We start from the raw sequence: 15511 nt of genomic DNA, 5'->3' as shown, positions 1-15511 counted from the left end.
CGCGGGTCGGCCGGTCAGGCGGTCGGCGTCGCGAGCTCCGCGTTGGCGCGCTCGGTGACCAGGGCGAGGACGCGACCCGCGGCGGCCAGGTCCTCGGCGGGGATACCGCCCCAGATGCGGGCGGTGACGGGGGCGGTCTGCGCGGCGACGGCGGCGAGCAGCTCGCGCCCCGCGTCCGTGGGGAGCAGGTGCGCGCCGTCCGCGACGAGCAGCCGCGCGGCCAGCAGCTCGTCGAGCGTGGCGCGGACGTCGGCCGGATCGGCCTTGAGCGAGCCCCGGAGCTGGGCGGCGAGCTGCTCCGGCGTCTGCGGGGTGTCGGCGGTGACGGCGGCGCGCAGGGCGACCTGCTGCTGGAACGTGAGGCCGTGCCCGGCCAGGACGTGCTCCAGGACGCCGCGGGCGGCGTAGTGGGCCAGGCCGAGGGCGCGGGCGTCGGCGACGGGCGCGGTGGTGGAGGTTGCGGTGGTGGTCATGGTGTTCTCCCCTGAGTGCTCTCGTCGTTCGGTGGGGACGGCGCGAGAGGCGCGTCGAGCAGGGCCGTCAGTTCGTCGGTGAGCACGCGCGTCCGAGGGGCGTCGAGGCCGCCGAGCGGCTCCAGCAACCGCCGGTGCAGTTCCTGGACCACCGTGATGGCCTGCCGCGTGACGTCCTGGCCCTGCTCGGTGAGGGCGAGCTGGACGGCGCGCGGGTCGCGGGGGTCGCGGGTGCGTTCGATCAGACCGGCCGACTCCAGGGCGCGCGCCAGCTTCGAGACGTACAGCGCCTCCAGGCCGGTGTGGTCGGCGAGTCGCCGTTGGCTGGGCCGCTCACCGGCGCGCTGCATCCCGTGCAGCGACGCGACCAGCGAGTACTGCGCGTGGGTGAGGCCCAGCGGAGCCACCGCACGATCGACCGCGACGCGCCACTTGTTGGCGAGCCGCCACACCAGGAAGCCGGGCGTGGGACCCGGTGAACCCTTGCTCATGCCACATAGAGTACATGGCTACTATGTCCATGGCTACTATTTTTGGGCGGGCCTCACGGGGCCTCCCGGGGCCTCATTGGGCCTCACGGGGCCTGCGGGAGGTCGATCTCGACCCAGACCGCCTTTCCGGCACGATCGGCCCGCGGGAGGTGTCCCCACCGACTGGCCAGCAGCTCCACGGTGTACAGGCCGTGGCCGCCGGCGCGGGCCGGTGAATGCGGCACGCGCCGGCGGGGCGGGGCGTCCGAGCCGTCCAGCACCTCGATCCGCAGGGTGCGCGCGCTCGCGGACAGCACCAGCTGGTCCGGTCCGCCGGCGTGCTGGCAGGCGTTGGTGGCGAGTTCGGAGACCAGCAGGAGGACGTCGTCGGCCCGTGCCTGCCGGTCCGGGTCGGTGGTGGGCAGCCAGCCCCAGTCCTCCAGCGCGGTCCGGGTCTGGTCGCGGCAGCGGCCGACCGCACCCGCGATGCCGGTCAGGGTCAGCCTGCGGGTCTGGCCCGTGGCGGGCATCCCGGACAGCACCGAGGGGCTCGCGGTCCGGTACTCACTGGCACTCATCTGTCCTCACTCCGACGACCGACCGGGACCGGGTGGCGACCGGCCCTTTGATTGCTACGTGTGCCCGCCGGTTCGCACGGGACACCGGTGACGCGCACCGAGTCGCATCCGCCCGCGAACGGCGGCCGCGCGGTCCTCCGGGCACCGCCCGGGAGGCCACCGCGTCATCGGGCGAGGGCCGCGCCGAGGTCCGCGCGGATGTCGAACACGGTCTGCACCCCGGTGACCTCGAACACCCTGGCGACCGAGGACTGCAGGCCGGCGAGGACGAGTGCGAGGTCCGCCCGTTCCGCTTCGGCGCGGGTGTTGAGCAGCAGGTTGAGGCCGGTGGAGTCACAGAACGAGAGGTCCCGGCAGTCGACGACGACCCGCTCGGCCGCCTGCCGGATCGCCTCCAGCAGCACTTCGCGCAGGAACGCGACGCTGTCGTAGTCCAGCTCGCCGACGGGTGAGACGACGACCGTCCCGCCCCGGGTCCGCAGATCGGCCCTGAGTCGCACGGCACCGTGCCCCTCACCCGGGGGGCGGGGGGCCGTGGTCGGTTCGGGGAGGCTGTCCGGCATCGCTCTCCTTCGTCGCGTGGGGCCGCGGCTGCTGGTACGACCTTACGGCGGCATCCGCGCGCACTGTAGGCCACTTGGCGAAGGCCGTCGACCAAGCCGTCGAAATGTGTGGAAGACGTCAAGATGATGAGTCCTTTTGGCGAAGGAGGGCCTGTTCGGGCCGAGGCGGGGCACGTGAGTTGCGTCGTACCCGAGCGAATGATCACCTGCAGAGGAGAGAGCATGCCGACCGTCGCGTCCCGCCCTTCGACCACTGCCCGCACCAACGGCGCTTCGTCCCCCGCGACCGGTCCGGTCGTGAGCGGCGACGAGATGACCTGCTCGGCCGACTTCGCCCGGGTGGCCGGGCAGCTGGGGATCGCGGCGGACCAGCCCGCGCAGGTGTGCCCGGCGGATGCCCGCGAGTTGTCGAAGGCCCTGTTCGCCCGTCTGCACGCGGCCGAGGAGGGCACCGCCGAGTACTCGTACGTGCGCGGCACCCTGGTCGAACTGAACATGGCGCTGGTGAAGTTCGCCGCGAGCCGGTTCACCCACCGCAAGGAGCCGGTCGAGGACATCGTCCAGGTCGGCACGATCGGCCTGATCAAGGCCATCGACCGGTTCGACCCGTCGTTCGAGGTCGAGTTCTCCACGTTCGCGCTGCCGACCATCCGCGGCGAGATCAAGCGGTTCTTCCGCGACACCGGCTGGATGGTGCACGTTCCCCGCCGGCTGCAGGAACTGCGTCTGACGCTGGCCAAGACCAGTGACGCGATGGAGCAGCTGCTGGACCGCGCGCCCACCCCCGCCGAGCTGGCCGCGCAGCTCGACCTGACCGAGGACGAGGTGCGCGAGGGCCTGATCGCCTCCCAGGCGCAGAGCGCCGGCTCGCTCGACGCCCCGGTGCCCGGACGGAGCGAGGCGGACGGCGGTGACGCGCTGGGCGACCGGGTCGCGCAGGAGGAGGTCGCCTACGAGACCATGCTCTGCCTGGAGACCCTCAAGCCGGTGATCGCCGCCCTGCCGGAGCGCGACCGCACCATCCTCTCCCTGCGCTTCGGCGCCGAGCTGACCCAGGGTGAGATCGGCCGCCGGCTGGGCATCTCGCAGATGCACGTGTCCCGGCTGCTCACCCGCATCCTGGCCGGCCTGCGCGCCGAACTCCTGACCGAGGCGTGACCGCCCCGGGCGGGACCGCGGGCGTCCCGGCGTGAATCCGCCCTCCGCCGGGACGCGTCCGGCACGGCCGCCGGACGCCCGGGGCCCGGGCGGGCCCGCGACGGGACCGGTGCGGTACCGGCCGGCCGGTGCCGCCGACGGCTCGAACCCGCCCGGGCGCGGGGCCGGTTCGCCGTCACCCGGAAGTTCGCCCCCGGCGGAGCGGGTGCTGTAGCGTCCCTGACGATACGGACGGATGCCTGGCACGGCTTTGTGGCACGTCCCCTTGTGATGTCGGGTGCGAAGCCGGAGCGGGCGTTGACTGTGGCGGGCCGGTGGCCCGTCGCTCTACGAGGAAGCGGCGTCGCGATGGCCGGCACGACGAAGCCCCCAGCACAGCGCACGACGAACGGCACCGCGCAGGTCGGTGAACCGGACCTGCGGCAACTGCTGGCCGGACTGACGGCCGTACGCGACGGCGACTTCGGCACCCGGCTGCCCGACGACGCCGACGGCCTGCTGGGCGAGATCGCCACCGTGTTCAACGGCATGGTCGACCAGCTCGCCCTGTCCACCTCCGAGGTGACCAGGGTCGCCCGCGAGGTCGGCACCGACGGCCGGCTCGGCGGGCAGGCCGAGGTCCCCGGCATGTCGGGGACGTGGAAGGACCTGACCGACTCCGTCAACGCGATGGCCGGCAACCTCACCACGCAGGTCCGCGACATCGCCCAGGTCGCCACCGCCGTCGCCCAGGGAGACCTGTCCCAGAAGATCACGGTCGACGCCCGCGGCGAGATCCTGGAGCTCAAGAACACCGTCAACACGATGGTCGACCAGCTCTCCGCGTTCGCCGGCGAGGTGACCCGGGTGGCCCGCGAGGTCGGCACCGAGGGGCGGCTGGGCGGCCAGGCCGACGTCAAGGGCGTCTCGGGCACCTGGCGCGACCTCACCGACTCGGTCAACTTCATGGCCGGCAACCTCACCGCCCAGGTCCGCTCCATCGCCCAGGTCGCCACCGCGGTCGCCAAGGGCGACCTGTCGCAGAAGATCCGGGTGGACGCCCGCGGCGAGATCCTGGAGCTCAAGGAGACCATCAACACGATGGTCGACCAGCTCTCCGCGTTCGCCGGCGAGGTGACCCGGGTGGCCCGCGAGGTCGGCACCGAGGGGCGGCTGGGCGGCCAGGCCGACGTCCGGGACGTCTCGGGCACCTGGCGCGACCTCACCGAGTCGGTCAATGTGATGGCCGACAACCTCACCGCCCAGGTCCGCTCCATCGCGCAGGTCACCACCGCCGTCGCCAAGGGCGACCTCACCCGCAAGATCGACGTGGACGCCCGCGGCGAGATCCTGGAGCTCAAGGAGACCATCAACACGATGGTCGACCAGCTCTCCGCGTTCGCGGACGAGGTGACCCGGGTGGCCCGCGAGGTCGGCACCGAGGGCAACCTCGGCGGCCAGGCCACCGTCCGCGGCGCCTCCGGCACCTGGAAGGACCTCACCGACAACGTCAATGTGATGGCCTCCAACCTCACCGGCCAGGTCCGCTCCATCGCCCAGGTGGCCACCGCCGTCGCCAAGGGCGACCTCTCCCAGAAGATCAACGTGGAGGCCAAGGGCGAGGTCGCCGCACTGGCCGGCGTCATCAACACGATGGTCGACACGCTCTCCGCCTTCGCGGACGAGGTGACCCGGGTGGCCCGCGAGGTCGGCACCGAGGGCACCCTCGGCGGGCAGGCGCGCGTCCCGAACGTGGCCGGCACCTGGAAGGACCTCACCGACAACGTCAACTTCATGGCGCACAACCTCACCAGCCAGGTCCGCAACATCGCCCAGGTGACCACCGCCGTCGCCAAGGGCGACCTCACCCGCAAGATCGACGTGGACGCCCGCGGCGAGATCCTGGAGCTCAAGACCACCATCAACACGATGGTCGACCAGTTGAGCGCCTTCGCCGCGGAGGTCACCCGGGTGGCGCGCGAGGTCGGCAGCGAGGGCCGGCTGGGCGGCCAGGCCGAGGTCGAGGGCGTCTCCGGGACGTGGAAGCGGCTCACCGAGAACGTCAACGAGCTGGCCGGCAACCTCACCCGCCAGGTCCGCGCGATCGCCGAGGTCACCGGCGCGGTCGCCGAGGGCGACCTGACCCGCTCGATCACCGTGGACGCCTCCGGCGAGGTCGCCGACCTCAAGGACAACATCAACTTCATGGTGGAGTCCCTGCGCGAGACCACCCGGGCCAACGAGGACCAGGACTGGCTCAAGTCCAACCTGGCCCGGATCTCCGCCCTGATGCAGGGCCGGCGCGACCTCCCCGTCGTGGCCGAACTGATCATGGACGAGATCACCCCGCTCGTCTCCGCCCAGTACGGCGCCTTCTACCTCGCCGAGGACACCGGCGAGGGCACCTTCCTCAACCTGATCGGCTCCTACGCCTTCCCCGCCGGCTCGCCCGCGCCCCGCTTCAGGCTCGGCGAGTCCTTCGTCGGCCAGGCGGCCCGCAGCCGGCGCACGATCGCCGTCGACCGCCTGCCGGCCGGCTACGTGAGCGTCTCCTCGGGCCTGGGCCGTGCCGAACCGACCTCGCTGATCGTGCTGCCGATCGTCGTCGAGGGCCAGGTGCTGGGCGTCATCGAGCTCGCCGCCGTGCAGGACTTCACCCCGGTGCACCGGGCCTTCCTCGAACAGCTGATGGAGACCATCGGCGTCAACGTGAACACCATCGTCGCCAACGCCCGCACCGACGAGCTGCTCGGCGAGTCCCAGCGCCTCACCTCCGAGCTGCAGGTCCGCTCCGCGGAGCTCCAGGCCCGGCAGGAGGAGCTGCAGTCCTCCAACGCCGAACTGGAGGACAAGGCCGCCCTGCTGGCCGCCCAGAACCGGGACATCGAGACCAAGAACCTGGAGATCGAGCAGGCCCGCCAGGAGCTGGAGGACCGCGCGCACCAGCTCTCGCTGGCCTCCACCTACAAGTCGGAGTTCCTGGCCAACATGAGCCACGAACTGCGCACCCCGCTCAACAGCCTGCTCATCCTGGCCCAGCTCCTCGCCCAGAACCCCACCCGCAACCTGACGGCCAAGCAGGTCGAGTACGCCGGGATCATCCACTCCGCCGGCTCCGACCTGCTGCAGCTGATCAACGACATCCTCGACCTGTCCAAGGTCGAGGCCGGGAAGATGGACGTCACCCCGGAGCGCATCCCGCTGCGCAAGCTGCTCGACTACGTCGAGGCCACCGTCCGGCCGCTGACCAGCCAGAAGAGCCTCACCTTCCAGGCCACCACCGGCGCCGGCGTGCCGGCCGAGCTGCTCACCGACGACTACCGGCTGCGGCAGGTGCTGCGGAACCTCCTGTCCAACGCGGTGAAGTTCACCGAGCGGGGCAGCGTCGACCTGCGCATCGAGGTCGCGGACGACGCGCAGGTGCCGGAGGTGGCCCGCCGCGACGACGGCCCGGTCATCGCCTTCCACGTCGTGGACACCGGCATCGGGATCGACCCCCAGCACCTGGAGAGCGTCTTCGGCGCGTTCCAGCAGGCCGACGGCACCACCAGCCGCAAGTACGGCGGCACCGGCCTGGGCCTGTCGATCAGCCGGGAGATCGCCTTCCTCCTCGGCGGCGCCATCACGGCACAGAGCACCCCGGGCCAGGGCAGCACCTTCTCCCTCTACCTGCCCGCGGCCCGGGCGGAGTTCCTCGAACTGAGCACCCAGGACCCGCAGGAGGCCGCGGAACCCGGACCGGCCGAGGCGGCCCGGACCGGCCACGAGGACCCGGCCGGCCAGCCCGGCGCGCCGGAGGTCGTCCAGCCCAAGCGCCTGCTGGTCATCGAGGAGCGCCGGCGCGGCCTGCTGTCCCTCGTCGCGGAGAGCGCCGTCGCCGACCTGACCGGGCACGCCGACTTCGGCGGGCCTCGCGGGGCCGTCGAGGTCATCACCACGGTCGGCGCCCGGGAGGCGGCGGAGACGCTCGCCGCGACGCCGTGCCACTGCGTGGTCCTGGAGCTGGACCTGCCGAACGGCGCGGCGCTGGACTTCCTCGAACAGATGGCACGGGACGCCGCGCTGCACAGCGTGCCCGTCCTGGCGCACAACAACCGGCGCCTCGGCGCCGAGCAGGAGCGGCTGCTGCAGGAGCGCGCCACCACACAACCACTGGAACTGCTGTCCAGCCTGGACGAGTTGCGTGAGCGCATCGCCCTGCACCTGAGTGCGGAGCAGCCCGGCGACGTGCTGCCGCTGGTACGGGCCGAGGACACCGCCGCCCCGCTCCCCCAGGACGTCGACGGCTCGCTCGCGGGCCGCACCGTGCTCGTCGTCGACGACGACGACCGCAACCTGTACGCCCTCACCGGGATCCTGGAGCTGCACGGCATGCTGGTCCTGCAGGCCGAGAACGGACGCGCCGCGATCGACACCCTGACCCGCAACGCCGGGGTCGACCTGATCCTGATGGACGTCATGATGCCGGAGATGGACGGCTACGCGGCCACCTCGGCCATCCGCGCGATGCCCGCGTACGCCGATCTGCCGATCATCGCCGTCACCGCCAAGGCGATGATCGGCGACCGGGAGAAGAGCCTCGCCTCCGGCGCCAGCGACTACGTCACCAAGCCGGTCGACGCGCGCGACCTCATCGCCCGCATCGAGCAGTGGCTGCGCCCGTAGGGCGATCCGGCCGGCCCACCTGACACCGTGCAACCCCGAGGAGAGACCGATGCGCGACCGCCGACCGCCTCGGGGCGCCGACGACCGACCCCACCCCGCGGCGGAGGGCGGCGAGACCCCGGACCGGGCGCCCGTACCGACCGCACGGCCGGTCGTCGCCCAGCGGACGCCGGGCGACCGGCCCCCCGACCAGTCGCCCGACCAGCCCCCCGACCGGCCCGCCGACTCCGGCGTCGTCGGCCGGCTGACCGCCACCGTCGAGCGCCTCCGCCGTGAACTCACCGTGGCGCGGGCCGAGGCCGACGGCCGGGCGCTGGTCGAACTCGCCAAGGGCATCCTGGTCGAGCGGCTGGGCTACGGCCCCGCCGACGCCCTGCGACAGCTCGAGGACCTGGCGAGCCAGTCGAACGTGTCCGTCCTGGAGCTGGCGGCCGACCTGGTCAACCAGGCCTCGCACGACCGGATCGCCGATGTCGCCCGGGACTTCCTGGCCTCCACCGGCGAGCCGTCCGTGGCCGTCCGGCTGCGCAGCGCCGAGACCGGCATGCTGGGCGCCGACGACGTCCAGGCCGTCGCCCAGTCCGTCCTCGAACACGCGCTGCGGCCGCTCGGGGCGCAGGCGGTGGCGATCTGGGCGGCCAACTCCGACCAGTCGCTGACCCTGGCGGGCAGTGCCGGATTCGCCGACGAGGAGGCGATCCGCTGGCGCCACGTCCCGCCCGGTGTGCCCGTCCCGGCGCGCCGCGCGCTGACCGAGCGCGGCCCCGCGGCCTACGAGTCGCTGGCCGCCGCGGGGCTCCCCTCCATCGGGCAGCGGGAGTTCGGCGGCGGACGGCTGGCGGTGCCGGCCGGAGCGGGCGGCCGGATCACCGGCGTCCTGGAGGTCTGCTGGAGCGGCGGCCTCCCGCCGCAGTCCCAGTCGCTGCAACGGCAGTTCGAGGCGCTGGCGGAGCTGTGCGCCACCGCGCTGGAGTCCCGGCCGGCCGCCTGCGGCGGCGAGGACGGCGTCGACCCGCAGACCGCCGACCTGCTGGAGCTGGTCCACGGCCTGCACGATCCCTGCCTGGTCATGCGACCGGACGTCGACGCGGCCGGCCGGGCGGCCGACTACCTGATCACGCACGGGAACCCGCACTTCGAGGACTTCGCCGGCCGGCCACGCAGCGCCGTCGTCGGCGCCCGGCTGCTGGAGGCCTATCCGCTGGCCGCCGAGCCGGGCGGCCTCTTCGAGAAGATCGAACACGTCCTGGCGACCGGCGAATCGTTCCGCTCGCCGGGGATGAGCCTGTCCGCGCTGGTCGACGGCGTCCCGCTGACCACCCGGGCCCGGGTGAGCATCAGCCGCCACGGGACCAGCGCGGTCGTCATCTGGCGCACCGAGGACGGTACCGCGCGGGTCGCCAGCCTGCTCCAGCACGCTCAGCGCCTCGGGCGGATCGGCGGGTTCGAGGAGAACCTGCACACCGGCGAGATCGTCTGGAACGAGACCCTGTTCGACCTCCACGGCCTCCCGTCCCACGCCGATCCCATCCCGCTGGAGCACCTGCCCGCCCACGCGCACCCCGACGACGGGCACACCATCGGCCGGTTCCTGCGGACCCTGCTGCACCACCAGCGGCCCGCCTCCACGGCCTTCCGCCTCCAGCGCGCCGACGGCATCGCCCGGCACATCCGGGTCGTCGCCGAACCCGTCCTCGACGCCGATGCCCGCATCATCGCCGTCCGCGGCGCCTACCAGGACGTCTCGGCCCAGCACTGGACCGAGGTGGCGCTCGCCGCCACCCGCGACCAGCTCGCCCACACCGAACAGCAGGCCGCCGAACGCAACCGGCTCGCCCTGCAACTGCAGCACGCCATCATGCCGCCCAGCCGGGGCCCGCTGGACCTGCACGACCTGAACGTGGCGGTGCGCTACCGGCCCGCCGAGAAGGACCACCTGGTCGGCGGCGACTGGTACGACGCCCTCGCGCTGCCCACCGGCCAGGTGCTCCTGTGCGTGGGCGACGTCGCCGGGCACGGCATCGAGGCCGCCACCGGCATGGTCGCGCTGCGCAACGCCCTGCGCGGCCTGGCCGCCACCGGGGCCGGCCCGGGCCAGCTCCTGGGCTGGCTCAACACCGTGACCCACCATCTGACCGACAACGTCACCGCGACGACCATCTGCGCGCTGTACGACCCGCGGACGCGGGCCCTGCGCTGGGCCAGGGCCGGCCACCTCCCTCCCATCCTGGTCCGCGACGGCCTGGCGACCGAACTGCCCACCGTCGCAGGGATCCTGCTGGGCGCGATCGACCAGGCCGACTACGAGGAGGGCGAGATCCGGCTGAAGCCCGGGGACACCCTGATGATGTACACCGACGGCCTGATCGAACGCCGGGACCGCTCGCTGGAGCAGTCGCTCCAGGACCTGCTGACCACCGCCGGGGACGCGGACGGCCTGACGGAGCTCGACCGCCGGCTCGACCACCTCCTGCGGTACAGCAGTTCCGACACCGACGACGACACCTGCCTGATCGGGGTCACCGTCCGCTGACCGGCGGCCCACGGGTGGGGAGGGCCGCCGCCCGGGCCTCCCCCGCTCCGGCCTCCCCCGCCTGCTGCCGCCGGCCGTCCGGGCCGTCAGGTGCCGTTCGTTGTCAGGTGCCGTTCGTTGTCAGGGCCCGTTCGTTGTCAGGGGCCGGCCGGTACGGGGGCGAAGGGCCCGTCCAGGGCCGCCCATTGCAGGAGCATGATGGTCTTCCCGTCGGCTATCCGTCCGTCGCGGGTCATGGCGAGGGCCTCGGCGAAGGGGAGTTCGAGGACCTCGATGTCCTCGCCGTCCTCCTCCAGGCCGCCGCCCGCCCCGGTCCGGTCCGCCGCGGTGTAGGGGGCGGCGAAGAAGTGCAGGCGCTCGGTCACGGAGCCGGGGCTCATGTAGGCGTCGAGGACGTGGACGAGCGGGCCGAGTGCGACGCCGAGCTCCTCGGCGCTCTCGCGCCGGACGGCGGTCGGCGCGTCGTCCGCGTCCAACAGCCCCGCCGCCGCTTCGACGAGCATGCCGTCGGGGTGGTCGTTCACGTAGGCCGGGTAGCGGAACTGGCGGGTGAGCAGGACGCAGCGGCGTTCGACGTCGTACGGCAGGACGACCGCGCCGTTGCCGCGGTCGTAGGTCTCGCGCTGCTGGGTGACCCAGCGCCCGTCGCGGCGGCGCTGGTCGAAGGTGGTGCGGCGCAGCACGTGCCAGCCCTGGGAGGTGAGTTCGACCTCGCGGATCACGACGTCGGGGTTGCGGTCCAGGCCGCGTCCGGCGGTGTCGAGGCCGGTGCGGCCGCGGTGGTCGGGGCTGTCGACGCCCGGGCGGGGCGTCATGCGGCCACCTCGGGGGCCCGGGGCGGGATCTGTGCGACGTCGTGGTAGACGGGCAGGCCGCGACGGCGCGCGGTGGCGACGTCCTGGTCGGCCCCGACGGAGGCGCCGGGCAGGCGCAGCACGGCGTCGCAGTGCGCGAGCAGTCGCTCGGCGGTCGGGTAAAGCACCTGGTCGGCGAGGGGGTCGGTGGGGCCCGCGCCGGCCGAGCGCAGGACGGGCAGGGCGACCCACTCCCCGATCACGGGGAGGTGGCCGGCGGCGAACACGGGCCACGCGGCGGCTTCGAGCCGCGCGAGGTTGGCGGCCATGGCCTGGGGGTCGCCGTCGGTGCCGGAGCGGTAGGGCCCGGCGATCAGGACGAGCATGGGCTTGTCTGTCATGGGGCGCTACGATACATGCAGAAACAGGCAAGAACAGGAGAGAATACGGATGCTGGCTGCTGAACGGCGTGACCACCTGCTGGGTCTGCTCGCCCGGGAGGGCAAGGTCGTCGCCAAGGACGTCGCCGCCGAACTGGGGATCTCCGAGGACAGCGTGCGGCGCGACCTGCGCGATCTCGCGGCCGAGGGGCTCTGCCAGCGGGTCTACGGCGGGGCGCTGCCGGTTTCGCCGGCCGTGGCGGACTACGCGGCCCGGCAGGCCGTGGCCCCCTCCGGCAAGCGCAAGGTCGCCGCGGTGGCCGCCGGGCTGGTGCGCCAGGGCGGTGCGGTGATCCTCGACGGCGGCACCACCACCCTCGCCGTCGCCCAGGCGCTCCCGCCGGACCTCGCCTGCACCGTGATCACCCACAGCCCGACGATCGCCGCGGCCCTGCTCGACCACCCGGCGGCGGAGATCTTCCTGCTCGGCGGCCGCGTCTTCAAGCACTCGGCCGTCGCCTGCGGGGCCGCCGCGGTCGAGGCCGCGCAGAACGTCTCCGCCGACCTCTGTCTGCTCGGCGTCACGGGCGTGCATCCCGAGGCGGGCCTGACCACCGGGGACGCCGAGGAGGCCGCGATGAAACGCGCCCTGGCCGCGCGGGCCGCGGACACCTACATCCTCGCCTCCTCCGAGAAGATCGGCACGGCTTCGCGGTTCCGCGTCCTGCCCTGGGAGGAGGTCAGCGGCCTGATCACCGACGCCGACCCCCACGACGCGGTCGTCGAGCAGCTCACGGCGCGCGGCGTGGAGGTCCTCACCACCGGCTGACGCCGCCGGGCGGCCGCCCCGCGCCGGGGAACGAGAACGGGCGGGGCGAGAACGGGCCGGGCGAGAACGGGCCGGTCGAGAACGCCGGGCTCGCGGCCGGTCGGCACCCGGTCAGCACCCGGTCAGCGGCCGGTTTCCCCGCCGGGGCCGAGGAGTTCGGCGACGAGCCGGCGCGCGTACGCGGCGTCGAGGCCGGCCGGGCGGAAGAGGATGCGGTACATCAGGGGGGCGACGACACGGTCCATGGCCGCCTCGACCCCGGGAGCACTCTCGCCGCGGGCGCCCGCCCGGGCCAGCACCACGTCGAGCTGTTCGGCCGCGTAGGCCGAGCACCGGCCGGCGTTGCTGCCGTCCGGGTCGCCGAGCAGGGCGTCGCGGATGTAGGCGCGGCCGGAGGGGGACGCCATCTCGTCGAGGAACTGTTCGGTCCAGGCCGTCAGGTCGGACCGCAGGTCACCGTGGTCCCCCGGCTCGGCGTCGGGCCGCAGCCGCTCCACCGCGACGTCCGACAGCAGCTCCTGCAGGTCGCCCCAGCGGCGGTAGACCGTCGACGGGGTGACTCCCGCACGCTGCGCGACCAGCGGCACCGTCAGCGCATCACGGCCCACCTCCGCCAGGAGTTCCCGCACGGCGGTGTGCACCGACGCCTGCACCCGGGCGCTGCGCCCGCCGGGGCGCACCATCTGTCTGCCGCTCATGACACCACCTTAAAGCACAGCACTTGCGTTTAGGGGGGACTCGCCTCGAAGCCGGGAAGCACGCCCCGATCCCCAAACGCTAAGAGTTTGCTTTAGCTGACCGCAGGCCCTACGGTCAGCTAAAGCAAACACATTGCGTTTACCGGGAAGGAGTCCCATGCCCAGCGTCCTCGCCGACGCACCCGCGCACCGTCCCCTCCGGATCGCCCGTGCCCGCGCGACGTCCTTCGTCCTCAACGCCTCGATCCTGGTGGCCCTCCTGGCGGCGTCCAGTGCCCCGACCCCGCTGTACCCGCTCTACCAGGACCAGTGGCACCTCTCCGCGCTCGCCGTCACGGTGGTCTTCAGCGCCTACGCCCTGGCGCTGCTGCTGGCCCTGCTCACCACCGGGGCGCTCTCCGACCACCTGGGGCGGCGCCCCGTCCTGCTGGGCGCGCTGCTCGCGGAGGCCGGCTCCATGGTGCTCCTCGCCTCGGCGGACGGCGCGGGCTCCCTGACGGCCGCCCGGGTCCTTCAGGGCGTGGCCACCGGCGCGGCCACCGGCGCCGCGGGCGCGGCCCTTCTCGACCTGGAGGACACCCGGCGCCCGGGCCGGGCCGCGCTCGCCAACAGCATCACCCCGGTCGCCGGGATGGCCGCGGGCGTCCTCGCCGCCACCCTCCTCGTCCGCTTCGCGCCCGCCCCCACCGTCACCGTCTACCTCCTGCTGGCGGCGCTGTTCGTCGCCCAGGCGATCGCGGTCACCTTCACCGCGGAGACGGCCCACCGCCGGCCCGGCGCGCTGAAGTCGCTGCGCCCGCGGCTCGCCCTCCCGCCCACCGTCCGCCGCGCACTGTCGACCGCCGGCACCGGGGTCGTCGCCGTCTGGGCCCTGGGCGGCTTCTACTCCTCCCTCGGGCCGGCCCTGGTGCGCCTGGTGGCACCCGACGCCCCGCAGGCGGCCCGCGGCATGGTCTTCTTCACCCTCAGCGCCGCCGCGGCCCTCACCGTCGGGGCACTGCGGCGCACGGCGCCGCTCGCCACGGCGATCGGCGGCTGCCTGACCGTCCTGCCCGCCGCGGCCCTGACCCTGAGCGGACTGCACGGCACCGGCCTCCCCGCCGTCTACGGCGGCGCCGCCCTGGCCGGGATCGCCTTCGGCGCCGTCTCCCAGGGGGCGATGCGCCTGGTCCTCGCCTCGCTCGACGAGCAGGACCGCGCCGGCGCCCTGGCCACCTACTACGTCCTCAGCTACCTCTCCATGAGCCTGCCCGCGATCGCCGCCGGGGCCGCCACCCGGCGCGTCGGGCTCGGCACCGCCACCCACGCCTACGCCCTCCTCGCCGCCCTCCTCGCCGTCGCGGCCCTGGCGGCACTCGCCGCGTCACGGCGCGCGGCAGCCCGCCCCGCCGCCGACCACCTCCGCTGACCCGCGCAGCCGACACGTACAAAGGAAACGACCGACCATGCAGACTCCCGCCGCCACCCCGCTCCCCTCCTGGACCGTGGGCGACATCACCGTCCACCGCGTCGACGAGGTCCTCCTGCCGCCCGCGACCGGACCGTGGCTGCTGCCCGACGCCACCCCCGGGCTGGTGACCGCGCAGAGCTGGCTGCACCCCCACTTCGCCGACCACGAAGGCGTCCTGCACCTCGACAGCCACAGCTTCGCGTTCACCGTGGGCGGGCTGCGCGTCCTCGTCGACACCGGCATCGGCAACGGCAAGCAGCGGGCCAACCCGGCCTGGCACGACCTGCGGACCGACTACCTGGAGCGCCTCACCGCCGGCGGATTCGCCCCGGACTCCGTCGACCTGGTCGTCCTCACCCACCTGCACGCCGACCACGTCGGCTGGAACACCCGGGAGGTGGACGGCGAGTGGGTCCCGACGTTCCCCCACGCCCGCTACCTCACCTCCCGCGCCGAGCGGGAGTTCTGGGCCACCTACGACATGGACGAGGCACGGCGGCAGATGTTCCGCGACTCCGTGACCCCGGTCGAGCGGGCGGGCCTGCTGGACCTCGTCGACGTCCCGGCCGGGGGCGTCGAGATCGTGCCGGGCCTGCGCCTGCTGCCCACGCCCGGACACACCCCCGGCCACGTCGCCGTCGAGCTGAACAGCCGGGGCGAGACGGCGCTGATCACCGGCGACTGCATCCACCACCCGGTCCAGCTCGCCCACCCCGCCGTCGGCGCCTGCGTCGACATCGACCCGCGGCAGTCCGAGGCCTCGCGCCGCGCGCTGCTCTCCTCGCTCGCCGGCACGGACGCCCTCGTCCTCGGCACCCACTTCGCGCCGCCCACCGCCGGCCGCGTGATCGCGCACGGTGACGCCTACCGGCTGCTGCCCGTCCCGGCGGCGGGCTGACCGGGCGTCGCCGGCTCCCCGGGGCGGGAACGGGCGGGCCGTC

The 15511-nt window shown here is 73.7% G+C and carries 13 protein-coding genes; 6 read left to right on the top strand and 7 right to left on the bottom strand.

From position 1 onward, the window contains the following. Positions 1-14: 14 nt before the first annotated feature. The 4 genes from ACWDRR_RS38480 to ACWDRR_RS38465 all read right to left on the bottom strand — a co-directional run bounded on the left by ACWDRR_RS38480 (position 15) and on the right by ACWDRR_RS38465 (position 2021). Positions 15-473: a MarR family transcriptional regulator gene (locus ACWDRR_RS38480; RefSeq protein WP_449776938.1), complete on the bottom strand. Its 459-nt coding sequence runs from the start codon at positions 471-473 to the stop codon at positions 15-17. Continuing rightward, a complete protein-coding gene (locus ACWDRR_RS38475) occupies positions 470-964 on the bottom strand; it encodes a MarR family winged helix-turn-helix transcriptional regulator (RefSeq protein WP_449776937.1) in 495 nt (164 codons plus the stop codon). Before ACWDRR_RS38475 ends, ACWDRR_RS38480 begins: the two co-directional genes overlap by 4 nt. Before the next feature lie 83 nt (positions 965-1047). Further along, entirely contained in the window at positions 1048-1521 is a 474-nt protein-coding gene (locus ACWDRR_RS38470) for an ATP-binding protein (protein WP_449776936.1), read from the bottom strand. 164 nt (positions 1522-1685) lie between these two features. Next, on the bottom strand, positions 1686-2021 hold the full coding sequence (locus tag ACWDRR_RS38465; protein ID WP_449776935.1) for an STAS domain-containing protein: 336 nt from the start codon (positions 2019-2021) through the stop codon (positions 1686-1688). A gap of 285 nt (positions 2022-2306) precedes the next feature. On the opposite strand from ACWDRR_RS38465, the gene ACWDRR_RS38460 reads away from it, so the two are divergent. The 3 genes from ACWDRR_RS38460 (at position 2307) to ACWDRR_RS38450 (ending at position 10419) form a co-directional block, all read left to right on the top strand. Continuing rightward, a complete protein-coding gene (locus ACWDRR_RS38460) occupies positions 2307-3242 on the top strand; it encodes a SigB/SigF/SigG family RNA polymerase sigma factor (RefSeq protein ID WP_449776934.1) in 936 nt (311 codons plus the stop codon). 348 nt (positions 3243-3590) lie between these two features. Further along, complete coding sequence (locus ACWDRR_RS38455) at positions 3591-7886, top strand: HAMP domain-containing protein (RefSeq protein WP_449776933.1); 4296 nt, start codon at positions 3591-3593, stop codon at positions 7884-7886. A gap of 49 nt (positions 7887-7935) precedes the next feature. After that, complete coding sequence (locus ACWDRR_RS38450) at positions 7936-10419, top strand: SpoIIE family protein phosphatase (protein ID WP_449776932.1); 2484 nt, start codon at positions 7936-7938, stop codon at positions 10417-10419. A gap of 137 nt (positions 10420-10556) precedes the next feature. Here the strand turns inward: ACWDRR_RS38450 and ACWDRR_RS38445 are convergent, their stop codons facing one another. After that, a complete protein-coding gene (locus ACWDRR_RS38445; RefSeq protein WP_449776931.1) occupies positions 10557-11234 on the bottom strand; it encodes an NUDIX domain-containing protein in 678 nt (225 codons plus the stop codon). Continuing rightward, positions 11231-11614 (bottom strand): DUF4406 domain-containing protein, encoded by a 384-nt coding sequence (locus ACWDRR_RS38440; protein ID WP_449776930.1) that lies wholly within the window; start codon positions 11612-11614, stop codon positions 11231-11233. Before ACWDRR_RS38440 ends, ACWDRR_RS38445 begins: the two co-directional genes overlap by 4 nt. Before the next feature lie 49 nt (positions 11615-11663). On the opposite strand from ACWDRR_RS38440, the gene ACWDRR_RS38435 reads away from it, so the two are divergent. Beyond that, entirely contained in the window at positions 11664-12422 is a 759-nt protein-coding gene (locus tag ACWDRR_RS38435) for a DeoR/GlpR family DNA-binding transcription regulator (protein ID WP_449776929.1), read from the top strand. A 122-nt stretch (positions 12423-12544) separates the two neighbouring features. Here ACWDRR_RS38435 and ACWDRR_RS38430 read toward each other — a convergent pair whose 3' ends face one another. Then, positions 12545-13120 carry a TetR/AcrR family transcriptional regulator gene (locus ACWDRR_RS38430; RefSeq protein ID WP_449776928.1) on the bottom strand — a complete coding sequence of 192 codons (576 nt, stop codon included), beginning with the start codon at positions 13118-13120 and terminating at the stop codon, positions 12545-12547. A 157-nt stretch (positions 13121-13277) separates the two neighbouring features. On the opposite strand from ACWDRR_RS38430, the gene ACWDRR_RS38425 reads away from it, so the two are divergent. Both ACWDRR_RS38425 and ACWDRR_RS38420 read left to right on the top strand, forming a co-directional pair. Continuing rightward, positions 13278-14528 (top strand): MFS transporter, encoded by a 1251-nt coding sequence (locus tag ACWDRR_RS38425; RefSeq protein WP_449776927.1) that lies wholly within the window; start codon positions 13278-13280, stop codon positions 14526-14528. Positions 14529-14565: 37 nt separating this feature from the next. Further along, the gene (locus ACWDRR_RS38420) at positions 14566-15468 is read left to right on the top strand and encodes an MBL fold metallo-hydrolase (protein ID WP_449776926.1); all 903 of its coding nucleotides are present in this window, start codon (positions 14566-14568) and stop codon (positions 15466-15468) included. Positions 15469-15511 lie beyond the last annotated feature (43 nt).

This window comes from Kitasatospora sp. NPDC003701, assembly GCF_053587085.1.
Note: the sequence above shows the minus strand (reverse complement) of the source record. Positions and strands in the feature narration are given on the sequence as shown.